Here is a 20,195-nt window from a genome sequence, read left to right as displayed (position 1 = left end):
GGATTGGCGAAAGAGATTAAGAAACAGTCTCTTTCTTTTGCTTTCCTCCCATTTCTGTTATAATAGGTCAGGTAACTATATTAGAAAGATTTGAGCTAGGTTTTCCTAGCAAAGAGGTATTAGTTCTTGTCTCAATCGAATGCAACTTATATCAATGTCATTGGAGCAGGCCTTGCTGGCTCTGAGGCTGCCTACCAGATTGCCAAGCGTGGCATCCCCGTCAAACTCTATGAAATGCGTGGCGTTAAGCCAACTCCCCAGCATAAAACAGCGAATTTTGCTGAGCTGGTTTGCTCTAATTCTTTCCGTGGCGACAGCTTGACCAACGCAGTTGGTCTTCTCAAAGAAGAGATGCGTCGCTTGGATTCTATCATTTTGCGCAATGGCGAAGCTCACCGAGTTCCTGCTGGTGGTGCCATGGCGGTGGACCGTGAAGGCTATGCGGAAGGTGTCACAGCAGAGCTAGAAAATCATCCCCTCATCGAAGTCATTCGTGGTGAAATCACTGAAATCCCTGACGATGCCATCACAATTATTGCGACGGGTCCGTTGACATCAGATGCCCTTGCTGAAAAAATTCACGCGCTCAACGGCGGTGACGGATTCTATTTTTACGATGCGGCAGCACCTATCATTGACAAATCCACTATTGACATGAGCAAGGTTTATCTCAAATCTCGTTATGATAAAGGCGAAGCTGCTTACCTCAATTGTCCTATGACCAAGGAAGAATTCATGGCTTTTCATGAAGCACTGACAACTGCAGAAGAAGCACCGCTGAATTCTTTTGAAAAAGAAAAATACTTTGAAGGCTGCATGCCAATCGAAGTCATGGCCAAACGTGGCATTAAAACCATGCTCTACGGTCCAATGAAACCAGTCGGTTTGGAATACCCAGACGACTACGAAGGACCTCGTGACGGCGACTTTAAGACGCCATACGCCGTTGTTCAGCTCCGTCAGGACAATGCTGCTGGCAGTCTTTATAATATCGTCGGCTTCCAAACTCATCTTAAATGGGGAGAACAGAAACGCGTTTTCCAAATGATTCCAGGTCTTGAACATGCTGAATTTGTCCGCTACGGTGTCATGCACCGCAATTCCTACATGGATTCACCAAATCTTCTGACGGAAACCTTCCAATCTCGTAGCAATCCAAACCTTTTCTTTGCTGGTCAGATGACCGGAGTTGAAGGTTATGTCGAATCAGCTGCTTCAGGCTTAGTAGCTGGTATCAATGCTGCTCGTCTTTTCAAGGGTGAGGAGGAAGTAGTCTTCCCACGGACGACAGCTATCGGAAGCCTTCCTTACTATGTAACCCATACAGAAAGCAAGCATTTCCAACCGATGAATGTCAATTTTGGGATCATCAAAGAACTCGAAGGTCCACGGATTCGTGATAAGAAAGAACGTTACGAAGTCATTGCTAATCGTGCCTTAGCTGATTTAGAAAATTGCTTAGCTGCTCTTTAAAACTTACAACAGAGTTCCTCTTTAGTCAGTTGACTAAAGAGTTTTTTTGCGTATTTTTTTGAGTGTCCAATGATGCAAAAGAATGCACAAAAATACATGAATTGGCTATGGTCGCTAGAAGCAATAGTATATCATGAATAGTACTCATTAGTTGATTCAGTTTTGGAGGGTGTAGCATGCAGCAATAAGTCGCAGTAACAGAAACAGTTTTACAGAGGGACTTTTCCTTAATGAAACGCATTCGCTGTAAGAGCGATACCAAAAAACCTACCTGCTTATCAAAATTTTATGCTCCCCATCATATATAGTAGAAAAAGACCAGCTTCCTGTAATTGTTGAGCCATGATTTCATTATAAATAGTGGTCACTCGACTTGTTGGCTCTTCTCCAACGTATCTTTTATGAATATGAAGGGTTTGGGCTATTTTTAGGAAAATAGCGGTGTCCAATAAGGCTTGATTCTTCTTAATCACATCATTGTCTTCTTTTTGGAAATAAGCTAGAAAGGTTGCCTGACTAATCAAATAGGAACCCTAATTCAATTATTAAGGTGCTTTAGCCCTTCCTGAATGAGGGGTTGTCGCACTGCAAGAGGAAAAGACTTTTGAAATGGTATAGCGAGACATTTTTTCTCCTTATCTATAAACTACTAAACTTATTATATCAAGATTTTAGTCTCTAAAGAAAAACAAATATAAAATAAATCTCTCTTTCATGTTTTGGTTCCATACGTTTTTCGATTATAGGACGGCTGTTATCAATGGTTTTGCCAATAATTTCAGTTGTATCAGGAATAATTGAAATCAGCTTTCCTATCGCCCCAAAGGCTTTGATTATTTTCTTTGGCATTTCTTCTCTCCTCGAGTCATTTCTTTTACTATAACAAAATATCTGAAAATAGCATGCAATACCTTACAAAACTGTAAGTTGCTTGTTTAGCATTGTAAGGTTACTCTTAGCCTAGTAATGCTAAACTAGACTTATCAAAACGAAGTTAAGAAAGGAGAGGAGGTTCATGAAACGATATATGAAAGTGTTATCCTTATTAGGAATTCCTCTGATGATAATCCTCAGCATAGTCATCTATGGTATTCAACGTTATGGACCTAACTTTAATCTGTATCTATTCCCACCCAGTGCTCAAAAATATGGAGACATTGCCTTAGAACGGTTAGATATGCTTGGCTTGTATGCTCAAGGTGAAAAGTGGGACAAGACATGCCAAGAAACGCACAAGGCTCTTAAAAAAGCAAAATCTTACAAAGAAGCTCAGCAAATTCTCCAAAAGGCAGTGAGCGTAGCAGGAGGAAAACATTCCTCTTTGGTCAGTAAAAACAGTTTCCAAAAAAGCTTAGTCGATCAGCAGAAGCCCGTAGCACAGGTTGAGGGCGGTATTCTTTACCTAAAAGTGCCTGCTATTGAAGGATTAGCTCCCAAAACTTTGACAGCTTACGCCAATAAGTTAAACACTCCTCTTACAAAGAACTATAAGGGAGCAATTGTTGACTTGCGTGGTAATACTGGTGGTAATATGACCCCTATGCTTATCGGATTGTCGGGACTTCTACCGGACGGAGATTTATTCAGTTTTGAAGATAAGTACCGAAACAAACAGGTCGTGGAGCTACAAGGCAAAGAACTAGTCAATCAAGATAGTATTGCGTTAGATAAGCCAGTTGTCAAACAAGACATCCCTGTTGCCGTTTTAATAGATCACCAAACAGCCTCTTCAGGAGAAATGACCGCATTTGCTTTTCAAGGCCTAGAAAATACCCTTTTCTTTGGAGAGCCAACAGCAGGTTATACGACAGGAAATAATGTCATTCCCTTATATGACGGTGCCCTTTTAGTTATTACTAGCAGTCGCATTATCAACCGTCAAGGACAAGTTTATGAAAATAATCCTATTTTCCCTGACAGAAATAGCCAAGACCCTCTTGCTGACGCCAAGCAATGGTTATCAGAAGTAACGAAATAAGATATAATAGACACAAGGTTGTCAAAAGGAGTTTACCATGTTATTAGAAATCAATCACCTCGAAAAAGTGTTCCGCACGCGCTTTTCAAAAGAAGAAACTAGAGCGCTACAAGATGTCGACTTTAAAGTGGATAAGGGCGAATTTATTGCGATTATGGGAGAATCTGGCTCTGGTAAAACAACCCTCTTAAATATTCTTGCTACCTTAGAAAAACCGACCAATGGATCCGTCTGCTTAAATGGCATTGATATTACTAAAATCAAAGAAAACCGTCTGGCGGCATTTCGTCTGCAAAACCTCGGCTTCGTCTTCCAAGATTTTAATTTACTTGATACCTTATCTGTTCGGGATAATATTTTCTTGCCGCTAGTCTTAAACCGCAGACCAATCAAGGAAATGGAGGCTCGCATCAACCAGATTGCCCCGCAATTACGTATTGATACCCTTTTAGATAAACGACCGTTTGAAATTTCAGGCGGGCAAAAACAACGGGTAGCTATCGCCAGAAGCCTGATTACGAAACCACAATTATTACTTGCTGACGAACCGACAGCAGCGCTGGATTATCGTAATTCAGAAGAGTTACTCACTCTCTTTGAAGAGATCAACAGAAGTGGTCAAACTATTCTAATGGTTACCCATTCAGCCAACGCTGCCAGCCATGCTAACCGCGTCTTATTTATCAAAGATGGCCGCATTTTCCATCAGATTTACCGAGGAAATAAAAATAATTTAGACTTTAATAAAGATATTTCTATTGCCATGACAGGCCTTTTAGGAGGTGAATAGGATGTTTTACCTCAAATTAGCTTGGAATAACCTTAGAAATTCTCTAAGCGTTTCAGCTCCGTTTTTACTGGCGAGTACTGTTTTATACATGCTTAATTGCATTGTTCATATTATTCTTATGAGTCCTATTTCAGAAAACATGAAACACGGGAAAATACTCCTCGGTTTAGGCGCCTTTATTCTGATCCTCTTTGCTCTGATTATGGAAGTTTATAGTTATCGCTTTTTACTCAATCAAAGAAGCCGAGAATTTGGTCTCTATAATATGCTAGGCATGAATAAAAAGCAAGTCAGCTGGGTTTCCACCCTTGAACTCATTTTGATGTATTTTGTGACAGTAGGAGTGGGTAGCCTCTTATCAGCTATTTTTTCTCACCTCTTTTACTTGATTTTTGTCAATCTGGTTCATTCTACCAACCTAACCTTGCAATTTCAGATAGGTGCTTTTACCTTAACAGCCTTTATCTTTGCTTTTATTTTCGGTTTCCTAGCCTTAGTTGGCCTGCTTAAAATTGGCAAAACCTCTCCTTTAATGCTCTTCAGAGATAGTGAAAAAGGAGAAAAAGAACCTCGCGGCAATTTCTTATTAGCAGGTCTTTCCGTTATATCTCTTAGTGTTGGTTATTATATTTCCTTGACGTCTTCGACGTTAACAGCTTTTGAAACCATTATTCGTTTCTTTATAGCCGTTATCATTGTCATTGTTGGTACCTATCTTTTTTACATCTCCTTTATGACTTGGTATTTAAAACGCCGTCGTCAAAATAAGACTTATTTTTATCAGCCAGAGCATTTTGTTAGCACGTCACAAATGATTTTTAGGATGAAACAAAATGCTGTGGGACTTGCTAATATCACCATTTTAGCAGTGATGGCATTTATTTCCATTGCAACAACGACTGCCTTATATACCAATACAGAGGTAATGACTGAACAACTCTTTCCAAGAAATAGTAAAATTACCTTTGATAATAATACCTTAACGAATCAAGATGAGATTTTCCAAAAGGTGGTCCTAGACAAGATTGATAAAAAAGCATCTGACTTTCTGATTTATAAGGATACCATGATAACTTTTGAAATTTCTCGAGCCTCTAAAATCGTGGTCACCAAAAAGGATGTCATGCATCCTAATATCGCTAAAATTGGTTTTGTTTATCTAGTTACTCAAGATGATTTTCGTTCTTTGGGAAATAAACTTCCTCAGTTAAAGACAGGTCAGACTGCTTTCTATAAACAAAAAGGGGATAGTCAGTTAACAGAAATTGAGTTGTTGGGACATCACTTTAAGAATGTCCTTAATCTTAAAACAGTTCAATTCCCTGCAGTAGCTAATACCTACAATCCTGGAGTTTTAGTCGTTAGTGATAAAACCACTTTAGACAACGTCCAAGAAACCTTTAAAAAGATAACTAATTACGGCTTTGAACCATCGATAACTGCCTATGCTGATCTCACTAAAGAAGAAATTGCTAAGATTCTAGATGACAAAGGAACCATCAGTGATAACGGCCAATTTATTGGTAACATAGAAACAAAAGAAGACTATCGTCTTGGCGTATATGCCCTCTCAGGAGGTTTCCTCTTTACAGGTTTCTTACTAGGCTTTAGCTTTATTCTTGGCGCAGCCTTAATCATTTACTATAAACAATACTCAGAAGGACATGAAGATCAAAAATCGTACAAGATCTTACAAGAAGTAGGTATGAGTAAAGACCAAGTCAAAAAGACTATCAATTCACAAATTCTTTTAGTTTTCTTTATGCCAATTGCCTTGGCTGTTCTCCATTTCTGTGCAGCACTTGTGATGCTCAAGCAAATGCTATTGCTCTTTGGTGTACTAGACTCAACCCTCATTTATCTGGTCAGTGCAATCACTATTGGTCTCATTATTTGCCTTTATTTTATCATTTATAAGATGACCAGCAGAACTTATTATCGGATTATTGAAAGATAAGAGAAGTGGCGATTTTTCGCCACTTTTTTGGTAGAATAACAGTATGACAAAACACGACAAAATTTATATTATCGAAGATGATACAACAATCTTATCTCTTCTTGACAATCACCTTAGCCAAGCCTACCACGTTAGGACTGTTACTAATTTTAGGGATATTAAACAAGAAGTGCTGACTTACCAACCAGATCTTATTTTAATGGATATTACTCTTCCATTTTTCAATGGTTTTTATTGGACGACTGAAATCCGAAAGCAGTCTACCGTTCCTATTATTTTTATTTCCAGCAGCAATGATGAAATGGACACGGTTATGGCCCTCAATATGGGAGGAGATGATTTTGTATCTAAACCTTTTTCATTAACCATTTTAGATGCCAAAATAGCAGCTTTTTTACGGCGTTCCCAACAGTTTACCAGTGATGATATTAGCCTTGATCAGTTCAAGCTTCATTTTGATGGTACCTTATCCAATGGGGAAGATACGGTCACTCTTTCACCGACAGAGCACAAAATGCTGACCATTTTGATGACCAGAAATCAAGAAATTGTTTCCAAAGAGGAAATCTTGGAAAAACTATGGGAAAACGATAACTTTATTGATCATAACACGCTCAATGTTAACATGACACGATTACGTAAAAAAATTGGGAGCATTGGTTTCGATCGTATTCATACTGTTAGGGGAGTGGGGTACCTCATCAAATGATTTTAGCTTTTTTAAAAGAATACCGATCCTTTTACCTTCAATATGGTTTGACAATACTCATTTACTGGGTAGTTTTCTATTTGTACCATCTTCCCATGGCATACTTCACAACAGCCAACTGGATCGCTTTGACGATTCTAGTCTTGAATAGCCTTTGGCAGTACTATCAGTTCAAGGAAAAAATAAAAATTTTACAAGAATTTATTTATGTAAAAGAATTAGATACCTTAACCTTGCCTAGTGAAAAAGCCTACCGAGCACTCATTGTCAAATTAAAAGAAGCAGAAGCTGATCATTTATTGCAACACATCAATAAGCAAAAAAATATGGAAGCTCTCATCAAGATGTGGTCACATCAAATGAAACTCCCCTTATCAGCACTGTCTTTAATGATTCAAACCCAAAATACAGATTTAAAAGAATACCAGCAGCAAGGCTATCGACTAGAACAGTACCTCAACAGTCTCTTGAGCTATTTAAAATTCAAACAACATCAAGATGATTTTCGTTTCCAAGCAGTCTCTGTCAGAGCAGTGGTTTCTTCTGTCATCAAGAAATCCAGCCAACTTTGCATTGCAAAAAACATTAGTATGGAAATCCAGGGAGATTGGCAAGTCAAAACTGATAAGAAGTGGCTTAGTTTTGCCCTAACTCAAGTCATTGATAATGCCATCAAGTATTCCAACAAGGGCGGGTATATCAGTATTTCCATAAAAGAAGGTAGTATGTCAATATCAGATAATGGTATTGGTATACTAAAGGAAGATTTGCCACGACTTTTTGACGAGGGCTTTACTGGATTTAATGGGCACGAACACCAAAAAGCCACAGGATTAGGGCTGTATATGACCAAACAAATTTTGGATCAATTAAACCTTGATATTCAAATTGAAAGTGTGGTGGGAGAAGGCACCAAAGTTATAGTATTTCCACTAAAGAAATAGACAATAAAACCACTAGTTGATACTAATGGTTTTATTTACATAAATATAGTTACGCAAACAGAAATCGTCAGAAAGTCCAATCATCCAATAAATCCTGATGAAACCGTTTTAGAGGGGTTACTTTTAAGAGTAAATAATTGCCCGTTAGACCAACAAAAAAACCTGATATAATACCACTAAAGGATAAAATAGGAAGGTAATTAAGCACCAACCAAGACCGAGCAATGAAAGCAAAAACAAGCAGTTGGCCAACATTATGCATAATACCACCAAGGGTTGAAATGCCGATGACGCTCACGCGTTTTGGACCCAATGTTTTTAAGGCTAACATCACTAGAAAACTCAATAGTGTTCCCGAAAAACCATATAAAAAAGTCGAAAAGGTCCCACTTAGAAAGGTAGAGAGTAACAGTTTTAAAAAGATAACCTTGGCACTATCCATTGGTTTTAAGGTAAATATGGCCAGTATAGTGATAAGATTAGCTATCCCAAGCTTAGCTCCAGGTGCAAAGGCAAAAGGAGTAGGAATGAAGCGTTCATAGAAGGAAATGACCACTGCCTGAGCTGCCAGCATTGTAATAAATAATAATTTTTGCGATTGTTTATTCATAATCTTTCTTTCTATTCTTTGTACACCCCATTTTAACACAAGATAAGATAAAAAAGACAAAATAAAAGATTATAATGTGACTATTCAGTAAATATCATCTTGAATATCACTAGCTAGTATGATATAATAGCATGTGAAATCGTTAACGGAGGACAACCATGACACATAATATCGTCATTGTCGGTGCTGGCTATGCAGGAATTGCTTCCGCTAGATACCTAGCAAAAACATTCAAAAAACAGCAAGATGTGACCATCACGCTGATTGATAAAAATTCATTTCAGACTTATATGACTGAGCTACATGAAGTAGCAGCAGGCCGTGTTGAACCAGAAGCTATTAAATATGACTTGCAACGTATTTTCAAAAAATATCCCAAAGTTCAATTAGTCACTGATAAAGTGCTTGCCATTGACTATGATCAACAACAAGTCAAAGCAGAACACCATACCCTTGATTTCGATTACTTGATTTTAGCCATGGGAGGAGAAGCCAACGATTTTGGTACTCCAGGTGTTAAAGAACATGGCTTTAGCTTATGGTCTATTGAAGCAGCAGAAACTTTACATTACCATATTTTAGATGCTTGTTACCGTGCCATGAAAGAGCACGATGTTGCTAAACGCAGAGCCCTATTAACCTTTACTGTCATCGGTGCTGGTTTCACTGGTATCGAAATGATTGGGGAATTAATTGACTGGGTACCAATCCTCGCGAAACAATTCAAGCTAGATATTAATGACTTCTCCTTAAAAGTAGTAGAAGCAATGCCATCTATCTTGAATATGGTAACAGAAAAAGAGCAAACCAAGGCTCAAAAATACCTTATTAAAAAAGGAGTTGAACTGATTTTAGCTGATGGAGTAGCAAGTGTTGACAAAGATGCTCTATACCTCAGCTCAGGACGCAAAATTGATACCTACACATCCATTTGGACAGCAGGGGTAAAAGCAAACAGTGATACCAGTGATTTTGACATTGAAAAAGCACGTGGAGGTCGACTCGTTGCTAACCAATACATGGAGACTTTGGAACATCCAAATGTCTATGTTGCAGGGGACTTGGTTTATTACGAAGATGGTAGCCAAGGGGGAAAACCAACACCGCAAATTGTTCAGGCTGCTGAACAAACTGGTAAAACAGCTGCTCAAAACATTGCCGCAAGTATCAAGAAAACTGAAAAAGTTAGCTACAAGGGCAAGTATGACGGTTTTATGGTCTCCATAGGATCCAAATATGGGGTTGCCTATTTGATGGATAAATTCCACTTATCTGGTTTCCTAGCTATGGCTGTCAAACACTTTACAAACTTACTTTATTTCTTTACTATTAGTAGTTTCTTTAATATTGGTGCCTACCTCAGACACGAGTTCTTTGATATTAAAAATGGTCGTAATATTTTTGGAAGCAATTTGTCAAGCAAGGGAAACCGTTTGTGGTTAGTCCCATTACGTGTCTTTTATGGATCATTATGGCTATATGAAGGTGTTAAAAAAGCCTTTGGTTTATTTGGAACAGAATCATGGTTTGGAAATAAGGTTGTCTTTCCATTCCCGTGGCTTCAAAAAGCAGCAGAAGTAACATCTGGTGCCTCAGAGTCTGGTGGTGATGCTGTTGCCAAGGGAGCTAGTGAAATGGCCAAACAAGTTTTTGGTTTGAGTTATACTTATGGCGAAGAACCAATGCAGGTACTCAAATCAATGCCTCACTGGTTTGAATCTCTCATGAAATTCATGATGCCAAACCAAGAAGTCGCTCTGTTCATGCAAAAAATGATGACTTGCTTAGAAATCGCTATCGGCCTTGCCTTAATTGTAGGTGCTTTTGTTTGGTTGGTTAGCGCAGCAACAGCAGCGTTAGTCGTCATGTTTAGCTTATCTGGTATGTTCTATTGGGTAAACATCTGGTTTATTCCTGTAGCCATTGCTTTAATGGCAGGTGCTGGCAGAAGCTTCGGTCTTGATTATTGGATTATGCCTTGGTTAGGAAATCGACTAGATCGATGGATTTACGGTAAGCCTAAACACCTTTATCTAAAGAAAAATCATTAAGTTGGCCTGTCTCGAGAATAAATTCACACCAGATTGATCTTGGACCAAGGCAAACAACAAGTAAAGGAGAAGCTATTTGTGATACATGCCATTTGGAAAGATCATGGTGACATAGAAGGGGCATTAGTCAGTGTTAAACACATCATGATTTCTGAAATGTCAGCATTGTCTCCAGATATTAAAGCTAACATTTTAAAGTATATCAATGCTTCTGGCAAATACCTTAGAGCAGGGCTTTGTCTTTATCTAGCTAAGGAAATTGAGGGAAAAATCTCTCAAGGTAAATTGTACCTTGCAGCAGCCATTGAAACCTTTCATTTGGCTACTCTTATCCATGACGATGTGATTGATGAAGCAGATTTGAGACGAAATCTCAAACCGTTGCATCGGGTTTATTCTAACAAACTTGCCATTTATTCTGGTGATTACCTCTTGTCCTACGCCGGACGATTGGCAGCCAAAGGAGCCCAATTATTAAAGATTAAGGAAACTTTGGAAGATGAACCACCTCTTTCTTATCAGCTAGTTGAACGTATTTTAGCTGGCGAATTGGCACAACTCATGAATCAATACAATAGCCAGATGACCATGAAAGCCTACCTAAAACAGATAAAGGGTAAAACAGCTTTCCTCTTTGGAATAGCTTGTCAATTGGGTACCTGGCACCCTAGATTATCACAAAAAGAGCTAAGTGCAGCTTATCACTTTGGTATTTTTCTAGGAATGGCCTTTCAAATATCAGACGACTTAATTGATTATCAGCTTAAAGCTAATCAGTCTGGCAAGCCTAGACTACAAGATGTTCAAAATGGCATTTACACGGCCCCACTTATTTTGGGAATGGCAGAGTCAAAGCCTATTAGGCAAGCTGTCAAAAACCACAAATCTTTGGAATGGGAGCAAGAAGAATTAGCTATGCTTTATAAACAGCTAGAAGAAACACAAGCTTTTGAAGCCACTGAAACCCTGATCAATAACTATTTGATAAAACTCAATCGAGCCTGTGAGATATTACCCTTAGAACACAAGGAGGAATTCTTGATTTTTATCAGACGAATCCTCGCTAGAGACTTTTAACGAAGCGTATGAAAGGCTTACATAAATTGTTCGACCTTTCACACAATTTATGGTAAACTAATTAAAGGAAATTAAATTGGAGGTCTTTTTAATGAAAAAGAAACTGTTAACAGGTTCCCTGTTAGTTGCATCACTTGTCATGCTTGCTGCATGTGGTAGCAAGTCTGATGATAAAGCAGCAATGTCGTCAGAAGCAAAAACTGAAAAAGTTGCAAAATCTACTGATGATAAAGCTATGCTTAAAGATGGCACTTATAAAGCTGAGTCAGCATTTGATGAACGCGGTTGGAAAGTGGTTCACACCATTACAGTTGCAGACGGTAAAATCACAGCATCAAACTTTGGATACGAAAATAAAGACGGTAAACGAAAAGCTGATGACGAGGAATACAACAAAAACATGAAGGCAAAATCAGGTGTTTCTTCAAAAGAAGCCACTGAAAAATTAAACAGCCAACTTGTTGAAAAACAAAATATTGAAGATGTTGAAGTGGTTTCAGGAGCAACTCACACCTCAGAAAACTTCAAAAAATCAACAGAAGCTCTTCTCAAAGCAGCTAAAGAAGGTAAAACAGATACCATTGATTTAGGAAAATAAGTTACTATCAAAACCGAGGGGTTGAGGTTAGCCTTAGCTCTTTGGTTTTTTTATGATAAAAGGAGGCCTTATGAAATTTCTCAAGTGGCTCGGAGCAGTATTAGTCTGCCTTTGTTTAGGAGCTTGTCAGCAGGAGGATGCCAAACAGTTAGCCATCATTGATACCCCTCTTGTTCGAACAGAGCCATTATTGCATACGGTTGTCCAGCTTAGCATTTACCATGACCATCAAGAAAAAACCATGGCAGAAGCCATTCGTTATATTAAAGATATGGAAAAACTCCTATCAACTAATCTAGAAGGGTCAGACGTCTATCGCATTAACCATCAGGCTGGTCAACAAGCGGTCAAGGTTGATCCTAGAACCTACACCATTATCAAAGCAGCCCAAAAAATGGCAGAGACTAGTCATGGGAAATTTGATATTTCTATCGGAGCCGTTACAAATTTATGGCGTATTGGAGATGATGTTGCCAGATTACCAGGCAAAGAGGAAATAGAAGCAGCACTTCCTTATATTAACTACCGCCATATTCATATCAATGACAAAGACAGGACTGTCTTTATTGAGAAGGGCATGACCTTAGAATTAGGAGCTATTTCTAAAGGATATATTGCTGATGGTGTCAAAACCATTTTAAAAAAACATCGTGTCAATACTGCCATTATTAATCTTGGAGGAAATGTCCTAGTCCTTGGTACCTCACCAAAAAATCCTAAAGAAGGTTGGAATGTGGGTGTGCAAAATCCTGATCAAGTTCGAGGAGATACCGTTGGTACCGTTCATCTCAAAGATCAATCGATTGTTACTTCAGGTATTTACGAGCGCTTTTTAGAAGTTAATGGCAAAAAATACCATCATATTATAGATCCCAAAACAGGCTATCCTGTTGAGAATAACATTTCTGGTGTCACTGTTTATACGAAAACCTCTTTACAAGGAGATGAGCTGTCAACCACACTCTTTTTATTAGGAATTAAAGATGGCCTTAAATTCATCAACAAAATGAATCAGGTAGAAGCTGTTTTTATTGATAAAACAAAGGGGGTGCATTTAAGCAAGGGGCTAAAAGATAAGTTTACACTAACCAATAAGGAGTATCATATTATTAATGAAAACTAAATCACTTACCTTACCCATTTTTTTAGAATTTGTCGAATTAAAAACAAAGGTAGCCAGTGTTTTTCCAATGATTATTGGATTTGCTTGGAGTCAGTGGCAGTATCATCAGATTAATGTGACTAATAGTTTGTTATTTGCCTTAGCTGTTATTGCTTTTGACATGTGCACAACGGCTATTAACAATACTATGGACTATCATAAAGCTTATGACACAGCCTATCAACGCAACGAAAATGTCATCGGAAAACACCAACTCAATGTCAAACACATGACCCTTATCATTTATGGTCTGCTGGCTTCTTCTTGCCTGATTTCAATCATTTTAGTCATTAAAACAGACCTTTTATTGTTGCCAATGGGTGCCCTCTGTTTTTTAATTGGCATTTTTTACACCTTTGGGCCCTTTCCACTTTCACGTCTGCCTCTTGGCGAACTATTTTCAGGGGTCACTATGGGCTTTGGTATCTTTTTCTTAGCGATCTATGTTCAGGATCCTCATCAGCTCTTTTACAGCCAGTGGACTAGCGAAAGTATCTCACTCACTTTAAAATGGATGCAAGTCTTAAAAATTGCCTTGATGTCCCTTCCTTTAGTGGTTCTTATTTCCAATATTATGCTTGCTAATAACATTTGTGATTATCAGCAAGACCTTAACAACAGACGCTATACCTTGATACACTATTTGGGAGAAAAAAATAGCCGTCACCTCTACGTAGGCCTTCACAGCTTAGCTTGGTTAATGTTCGCTTTCTTTATCATTTGGCAGTGGCTGCCATTCTTTGCTCTCTTAATCTTCCTAGCTTATCCTCTTAGCCTTAAAACGCTCTTGATCTTTTTGAAAAAGCAAATCAAACAAGAAACCTTTATTGAAGCAATTAAAAATTTTGTTTTAGTGAGCAGCATCTATGTCATCTTGCTCCTCATTCTTTGCCTCATTTAAAAACTACGCTCAGTTATTTGGCTATCCTTACTGGTTCCAATAACTGAGCGTAGTTTTTATAACATAAAGCGAGACTCACAAGGATTAAAGCGGAAGAATAAGTTCATCTTCGTTATCTTGATAAGAATGACTACTTGAACCCTGAATTTCAATAATCAGTTGATGGGGCAAACAAACAGACACCTGACCCGGCTGACTAATCCAGCCTGTTCTAACTGCAATCTGATCAGGGCTATTATCTTCCTTAACCCGAATCCGTTCTCCGTCAATTTCAATAATATTGTAATGCCCTTTTTGAGGATAATAAGTTTTTTCCTGATGTTCTCCTCCCTTTTTTAGAGGAAATTCATCAGCTACTTTGCCATTAATCTTGACAACAGCAACTAAGGCCTCTGAAGAAGTAGCAGCAGACTGATAATAGCTAGTCACCACAAGAGGGATAAAGGAAATCACAATTGCTACTAAAATCAGTAGATAATCGTAAGGCTTAAAATAAGTCATAATAGGTTTAAGTTTTCTATTCACAGTATTATTTTATTTAAAATTTTCCAATTTGTAAACTATTTTAATCATTAATTTACATAATTATTATTATGTGAATTAAAGTTTATTTAAAGCATTTTTCTGCTCATCATTGACAATATGGGTATAAAGATCCGTGACTTGAGTAGAGGCATGGCCTAATTGATGACTAACCAAAACCTGAGATTTAGTAGCATCATAGAGCCTTGTCGCTAACGTGTGTCGTAATTTATGGGGAGTCACACGAATTTTAAATCCCTCAGAGTACTTAGCAACCATTTTTTCAATACTAGAAGCGTCCATTCGATTAGGAATGCCACGGTATTCCGTTAAAAAGAAAGCGACATCTTGTTTTTCGGCCTTGTAACGGTTCTTGCGAATGGCCAGATAAGCTTCTAAATAGACTTTAGCAAAACTTGCTACATTTACTGAATCACGTTTCCCACCTTTACGAGTGACTTCAATAACCATCATATTCAGATTGATGTCTTTGAGATCAAGATTCACCGCTTCAGACAAACGGACACCAGAAGCAAGCAGTAGGGCGATAATAGCCAAATCCCTCTCCTTATTTTTACGGAAAGAAGATTTGGCACGATTAGACAATTTTTGCTCATATTCCTTATCTACATAGTCTAAGAAAGCCAGAGTTTCATCTCCTAAAAATAGTTTTTGTTTAATATTTTCTGCTCTGGATGCTAGGGTTTCTTTTTTCTTTTTTGTTGATACTTTTTTCATAACATTCCGATAAAAATAAGGCTCCCCTTGGTCATTTTCGACCTCTTCAGTCAAGTATTTGTAAAGACTTGATAGGGCGGACAAGGTCCGATTAATTGTAGTTTGAGAAAGCCCCTCTTTGGTTGAATAGGTGTTGAGAGAAGGTCGCTCTCGCAAATAAAGCACAAAAGCCTCTAAATCCTTCTTAGTAAGGTGCTCCAGAGTGCTCAAGTCAATATCAGCAATCTTTGGCGCCTGAGTCAAATCAGCATCTATCAGCCAATCAAAAAAGCGTTTGTATTCTTTTAAATACTCATATAAGGTGGTAAAGCTGTACGGGACAGCTAATTTGGATTGGTAGTAATCTAAAACATACCAAGGCATGATGGCCTTGTAGGCTTCAATTTTTTCCAGTAATAACTCACGTCTCATGTCATCGTCCTTATCAAATGTATCAATATTTTTTAAACCCTGTATCTATCTTATAGATAATCTCAAGGTATCATTATCTAATTATCTATAAGAGAAGTCTATCATACCTTTATCCATTTTTCAAGAAAATTACAGTTTTTCGGAAAGATGTTGTAAAGAAATAAATGGTTCTTTACGGAATAGACGAAAATTTTTGAAATGATGTTTTCTGATTATACACTTTATTAAGACTATCATCAAAAATTTTAATAATTATTTCAAGGGAAATACTTGCTTTATTGTGTTTACTCTGCTATACTTTAGTAAAGTTATAACTTTACTAAAGGAGTTGCTATCATGTTTTCTGGAGATCAATTAAAAGCGACACGCTTAGCAAAAGGCATGAGCCAAGAAGCATTAGGACAAATACTAAATGTTAATAAAATGACTATTTCTAATTGGGAGAAAGGTAAAAATACACCCAATCAAAAACATTACGATAGCTTATTAAGTCTTTTTAAGGTGAAAGCTGACTATTTCAGACCCGAACATCGTTTGTTAGTTCCATTTAATCAACTTCTTCCTACCAATAAAGAGAAGGTTATTAGCTATTCAGAACAGTTACTAAGCCAACAATCAACTCTTACTATGCTTCCTAATAAGAAACGCCAAGTTTATCCCTATCGTGTTTATGAAAGTCTGTCAGCTGGTACAGGTTATTCTTATTTTGGTGATGGCAATTTCGACGTGGTCTTTTATGACGAACAGTTAGACTATGATTTTGCCTCTTGGGTTTTCGGTGATTCTATGGAACCAACCTACCTAAATGGTGAAGTTGTTCTCATTAAGCAAGATAGCTTTGACTATGACGGTGCCATCTATGCTGTTGAATGGGATGGACAGACCTATATCAAGAAAGTTTACCGTGAAGAAGACGGCTTACGGCTTGTTTCCTTGAACAAAAAATATTCTGATAAGTTTGCCCCCTATGACGAAGAGCCACGTATTATTGGTAAAATTATTGCCAACTTTATGCCACTAGAAGTTTAATCCATATAATAGAAAAAGCTAGGTGTCCTATCTTAGTGTTTCTCCCACTCATTTAGGGTTTTAGTCCTCTTAACTTCAAAAAATACTCATATCGTTAAATTCCCATTAATAAAAAGAAATAGCTTGGAACCACTCCTACCTACTTCACGCGATAGAGACTACTGAGCTATTTCTTTTCTGATTGATTGTTTATTTCCGTTTTTTCTTAGCCTTTTTGATTTTATTGGCTTGGCGTTTCATAGCTTGTTTCATAGCAAATTGACCAATCTTCCCCTTGAAACCGCCACCAAATAGTTGACTCATATCCATATCGCCATCGCCGCCAAGGGAAGATAAATCTGGCATACCACCTTGTCCCATCACTCCTTCTAGAGATGACATATCTGGCATGCCGCCCGACATGTTTTTAGGGAAACTATTTGGATTAATACCCATATCTTTCATCATCTTAGACATATCGCCTGACATAATCCCTTGCATCATAGTTTTTGCTTGGTTAAAATCTTTGATAAATTTATTAACTTCCACAAAGCTGTTACCTGATCCGGCTGCAATACGACGGCGGCGGCTAGGATTTAGTAAGTCTGGATTTTCACGTTCAGCAGGAGTCATCGAAGAGACGATAGCACGTTTACGAGCAATTTGTTTGTCATCGACTTTGATATGAGATAAAGCAGGATTACCAGCCATTCCTGGAATCATTTTCAAAAGGTCTTCCATAGGCCCCATGTTTTGCACTTGATTCAACTGATCAATAAAGTCATTGAAATCAAAGGTGTTTTCACGCATCTTTTCAGCTAATTCTAAAGATTTTTTCTCATCATATTCTTGGCTAGCTTTTTCGATAAGGGTAAGTAAGTCCCCCATTCCCAAAATACGGCTGGACATACGGTCTGGGTGGAAAGTTTCAATATCTGTAATTTTTTCACCCGTACCTGTAAATTTAATCGGTTTACCAGTGATTTCACGAACAGAAAGTGCCGCACCACCACGGGTATCACCATCAATTTTAGTTAAAACAAGCCCGGTAATACTTAATTGACGATTAAACTCTTCAGCAACATTAGCTGCTTCTTGACCAATCATGCTGTCAACAACCAAAAGAATGTCATTGGGATTGACCAAACCCTTGACATCGCGAAGCTCTTCCATTAGCTTTTCATCAATTTGCAAACGACCAGCAGTATCGATCAAGACATAATCATTTCGGTTTTCACGAGCCTGTTCCAAACCTCTTCTAACAATCTCAACAGCAGAGTGGTCTGTCCCCATCTCAAAAACAGGAACACTAATTTGTTGACCCAATGTTTTTAATTGATCAATGGCCGCTGGGCGATAAATATCAGCAGCAATCATCAGAGGACGAGCATTTTCTTCTTTGATTAATTTGTTGGCCAATTTTCCTGCAAAAGTTGTTTTACCAGCCCCTTGCAAGCCGACCATCATAATAATCGTTGGAATTTTTGGTGACTTTTCAAGTTCCGCAGTTTCTGCTCCCAAGATACCCGTTAATTCTTCATTAACAATTTTGAGAATTTGTTGCGTTGGGTCAAGCGTGTCAATAATGTCATGACCAATAGCACGTTCACGAACACGTTTGATAAAAGTCTTTACCACAGGTAAAGCAACATCGGCTTCTAAAAGAGCCAGACGAATTTCTTTCGTCACTTCCTGAACATCTGATTCCGATAATTTTTTCTTACCACGAATATGTTTAAAGACATCTTGTAAACGTTGGGTTAAGCTTTCAAAAGCCATAGTCGAAACTCCTCTTATTCTCTATTATCAATGCTGGTTAAAATGGAAATTTTTTCTTGTAGATACTGGTCCTCAGGGTAATGAGCCATCATCTCATCAAAGATTTCACTACGGACGATATAATCTGAATACATGTGAAGCTTCATCTCATAGGTCTCTAAAATCTTTTCTGTACGTTTAATATTATCATAAACAGCCTGACGACTAACACCAAATTCATCAGCGATTTCAGCTAAACTATAATCATCAGCATAATATAATTCAATATAATTCATTTGTTTATCTGTCAATAAGGCTGCATAAAACTCAAAAAGGGCATTCATTCGGTTTGTTTTTTCAATTTCCATAGTCTTCATTTTATCATATTGTTACCGTTTTTAACAGTAGCAAATCAGCAATCTGCTTCTGACTTCTGAGGAAAATGAAAAGAGGACGGTTGTCACCCCCTCCTGAAAAATCATTACTTGTTTTCTAAATAAAATTCAAAGCGGTCGCCAACATACTGACTACGGACGTACTCAAAAGGTTTGCCGTCTGTAAAGTAAGACACCTGAGTTAGAGCCAAAATGGCATGTCCTTTAGCAACTTCCAAGTAGGAAGCCACACGATCGCTAGCTGTTTTAGCATAAATCGTCTGTTGACTCTTCCCAATTTCATAGCCGTTAGCTATTAGCGTTTGGAAAAAGTGCTCTGTAATGTCATTACGCTTGACACGTTTAATAAATTTTTCTGGGATTGAAGCAACCTCATAAACCAAAGGGATATTATCAGCATAACGGATACGTTCCATTCGAATCACATGATCTGTTTTGTCTAGAGCAAGTTCTTTCACCTCTGTATCACTAAAACTTGTGGTTCCTCTCATCTTTTCCTGTACACGATGACTAGCCACATAAGTGCCGCTTCCTATCCTTCTTTCAAGAATCCCCTCTTCTACAAGTAAGGTAACCGCTTGACGTAACGTCATACGACTAACTGCAAAGCGTTCTGCCAAATCCCTCTCACTTGGCAACCGACTACCAATAAGCCAAATGCCTTGATCAATATCTTTTTTGATGGCGTCATGAATTTTAATATAAGCTGGTAGCATGCCTTACTCCTTACGTCGATTCTTCTTTTATTCTATCATATTTTTCTTAAAAACTGCAAAGCAAATAGACAGATCTTCCTAAATCAAAGATTGGATTTACCTTTTCGATGGTTGCTAATTGCCCTCAATACGAATTCACTCAACTGTCCTTCTAACGCCTCAACCACCTCCCAATAGGCCACGTAATCATTCAACCATAACCCACCTGATGGAATCGCAATCCAATCCGATTCTTCATTCAAAGAAGATAATTGAACAATTTTTCATGAGACAAACTTAGTCTCATCAGCCTTCTTTAATTCCGATTCTGTCATCCTAATATTCCTTGTCTTTTTAGGAAAAAGTACCTCATAATGATAACTAGGACGGTAAGTATTATCTATTTCTTACTTACCCT

The 20,195-nt window shown here is 38.0% G+C and carries 18 protein-coding genes and 2 pseudogenes; 12 read left to right on the top strand and 8 right to left on the bottom strand.

The annotated features are described in order from the left end of the window. Positions 1 to 126 precede the first annotated feature (126 nt). Positions 127 to 1,473 (top strand): methylenetetrahydrofolate--tRNA-(uracil(54)-C(5))-methyltransferase (FADH(2)-oxidizing) TrmFO, encoded by a 1,347-nt coding sequence (trmFO, locus tag EL097_RS08055; RefSeq protein WP_003048474.1) that lies wholly within the window; start codon positions 127 to 129, stop codon positions 1,471 to 1,473. A 308-nt stretch (positions 1,474 to 1,781) separates the two neighbouring features. Here the strand turns inward: trmFO and EL097_RS08050 are convergent. Both EL097_RS08050 and EL097_RS10620 read right to left on the bottom strand, forming a co-directional pair. Next, positions 1,782 to 2,068 (bottom strand): annotated as a pseudogene (locus EL097_RS08050) ([citrate (pro-3S)-lyase] ligase); the annotation flags it as partial. A 110-nt stretch (positions 2,069 to 2,178) separates the two neighbouring features. Beyond that, a pseudogene (locus tag EL097_RS10620) lies at positions 2,179 to 2,322 on the bottom strand (PASTA domain-containing protein); the annotation flags it as partial. Between the two features lie 166 nt (positions 2,323 to 2,488). Between EL097_RS10620 and EL097_RS08045 the strand changes: the two are divergent. The 5 genes from EL097_RS08045 to EL097_RS08025 are packed head-to-tail and all read left to right on the top strand — an operon-like array spanning position 2,489 to position 7,851. After that, on the top strand, positions 2,489 to 3,451 hold the full coding sequence (locus EL097_RS08045) for a S41 family peptidase (RefSeq protein ID WP_003048479.1): 963 nt from the start codon (positions 2,489 to 2,491) through the stop codon (positions 3,449 to 3,451). 37 nt (positions 3,452 to 3,488) lie between these two features. Next, positions 3,489 to 4,241 carry an ABC transporter ATP-binding protein gene (locus EL097_RS08040; protein ID WP_003048482.1) on the top strand — a complete coding sequence of 251 codons (753 nt, stop codon included), beginning with the start codon at positions 3,489 to 3,491 and terminating at the stop codon, positions 4,239 to 4,241. Between the two features lies 1 nt (position 4,242). After that, on the top strand, positions 4,243 to 6,198 hold the full coding sequence (locus tag EL097_RS08035; RefSeq protein ID WP_003048484.1) for an ABC transporter permease: 1,956 nt from the start codon (positions 4,243 to 4,245) through the stop codon (positions 6,196 to 6,198). Positions 6,199 to 6,241: 43 nt separating this feature from the next. Further along, positions 6,242 to 6,907 carry a DNA-binding response regulator gene (locus tag EL097_RS08030; protein ID WP_099982946.1) on the top strand — a complete coding sequence of 222 codons (666 nt, stop codon included), beginning with the start codon at positions 6,242 to 6,244 and terminating at the stop codon, positions 6,905 to 6,907. Beyond that, positions 6,904 to 7,851, top strand: coding sequence for a sensor histidine kinase (locus tag EL097_RS08025; protein WP_129545016.1), 948 nt, complete (start codon positions 6,904 to 6,906; stop codon positions 7,849 to 7,851). Before EL097_RS08030 ends, EL097_RS08025 begins: the two co-directional genes overlap by 4 nt. Before the next feature lie 67 nt (positions 7,852 to 7,918). On the opposite strand, the gene EL097_RS08020 is transcribed toward EL097_RS08025, so the two are convergent. Further along, positions 7,919 to 8,461, bottom strand: coding sequence for a Gx transporter family protein (locus EL097_RS08020; protein ID WP_003048489.1), 543 nt, complete (start codon positions 8,459 to 8,461; stop codon positions 7,919 to 7,921). A gap of 158 nt (positions 8,462 to 8,619) precedes the next feature. Between EL097_RS08020 and EL097_RS08015 the strand changes: the two genes are divergently transcribed. The 5 genes from EL097_RS08015 to EL097_RS07995 all read left to right on the top strand — a co-directional run bounded on the left by EL097_RS08015 (position 8,620) and on the right by EL097_RS07995 (position 14,250). Continuing rightward, positions 8,620 to 10,512 carry an NAD(P)/FAD-dependent oxidoreductase gene (locus EL097_RS08015; RefSeq protein ID WP_003048491.1) on the top strand — a complete coding sequence of 631 codons (1,893 nt, stop codon included), beginning with the start codon at positions 8,620 to 8,622 and terminating at the stop codon, positions 10,510 to 10,512. 78 nt (positions 10,513 to 10,590) lie between these two features. Beyond that, positions 10,591 to 11,589 (top strand): polyprenyl synthetase family protein, encoded by a 999-nt coding sequence (locus EL097_RS08010; protein WP_003048493.1) that lies wholly within the window; start codon positions 10,591 to 10,593, stop codon positions 11,587 to 11,589. A gap of 91 nt (positions 11,590 to 11,680) precedes the next feature. After that, positions 11,681 to 12,187, top strand: a complete 507-nt coding sequence (locus EL097_RS08005) for an FMN-binding protein (RefSeq protein WP_003048496.1) — start codon at positions 11,681 to 11,683, stop codon at positions 12,185 to 12,187. A gap of 70 nt (positions 12,188 to 12,257) precedes the next feature. Continuing rightward, complete coding sequence (locus EL097_RS08000) at positions 12,258 to 13,310, top strand: FAD:protein FMN transferase (RefSeq protein ID WP_003048498.1); 1,053 nt, start codon at positions 12,258 to 12,260, stop codon at positions 13,308 to 13,310. Next, the gene (locus tag EL097_RS07995) at positions 13,300 to 14,250 is read left to right on the top strand and encodes a 1,4-dihydroxy-2-naphthoate polyprenyltransferase (RefSeq protein ID WP_003048500.1); all 951 of its coding nucleotides are present in this window, start codon (positions 13,300 to 13,302) and stop codon (positions 14,248 to 14,250) included. Before EL097_RS08000 ends, EL097_RS07995 begins: the two co-directional genes overlap by 11 nt. Before the next feature lie 84 nt (positions 14,251 to 14,334). Here the strand turns inward: EL097_RS07995 and EL097_RS07990 are convergent, their stop codons facing one another. Beyond that, on the bottom strand, positions 14,335 to 14,775 hold the full coding sequence (locus EL097_RS07990; RefSeq protein WP_039994847.1) for a NusG domain II-containing protein: 441 nt from the start codon (positions 14,773 to 14,775) through the stop codon (positions 14,335 to 14,337). A gap of 75 nt (positions 14,776 to 14,850) precedes the next feature. Further along, positions 14,851 to 15,921, bottom strand: a complete 1,071-nt coding sequence (gene xerS / locus EL097_RS07985) for a tyrosine recombinase XerS (RefSeq protein WP_003048504.1) — start codon at positions 15,919 to 15,921, stop codon at positions 14,851 to 14,853. Between the two features lie 336 nt (positions 15,922 to 16,257). Between xerS and EL097_RS07980 the strand changes: the two genes are divergently transcribed. Beyond that, a complete protein-coding gene (locus EL097_RS07980; protein ID WP_129545015.1) occupies positions 16,258 to 16,950 on the top strand; it encodes a LexA family transcriptional regulator in 693 nt (230 codons plus the stop codon). 189 nt (positions 16,951 to 17,139) lie between these two features. Here the strand turns inward: EL097_RS07980 and ffh are convergent, their stop codons facing one another. The 3 genes from ffh to EL097_RS07965 form a co-directional block, all read right to left on the bottom strand. Then, the gene (gene ffh, locus EL097_RS07975; RefSeq protein WP_003048509.1) at positions 17,140 to 18,708 is read right to left on the bottom strand and encodes a signal recognition particle protein; all 1,569 of its coding nucleotides are present in this window, start codon (positions 18,706 to 18,708) and stop codon (positions 17,140 to 17,142) included. 14 nt (positions 18,709 to 18,722) lie between these two features. Beyond that, a complete protein-coding gene (locus EL097_RS07970; protein ID WP_003048510.1) occupies positions 18,723 to 19,055 on the bottom strand; it encodes a putative DNA-binding protein in 333 nt (110 codons plus the stop codon). A 113-nt stretch (positions 19,056 to 19,168) separates the two neighbouring features. After that, positions 19,169 to 19,798, bottom strand: a complete 630-nt coding sequence (locus EL097_RS07965) for a GntR family transcriptional regulator (protein ID WP_129545014.1) — start codon at positions 19,796 to 19,798, stop codon at positions 19,169 to 19,171. Positions 19,799 to 20,195: the final 397 nt, after the last annotated feature.

The sequence above is a fragment of the Streptococcus canis genome, from assembly GCF_900636575.1.
Taxonomy (GTDB): Bacteria; Bacillota; Bacilli; order Lactobacillales; family Streptococcaceae; genus Streptococcus; species Streptococcus canis.
The sequence above is the reverse complement of the archived record's forward strand: the minus strand, read 5'-3'. Positions and strand labels throughout refer to the sequence as shown.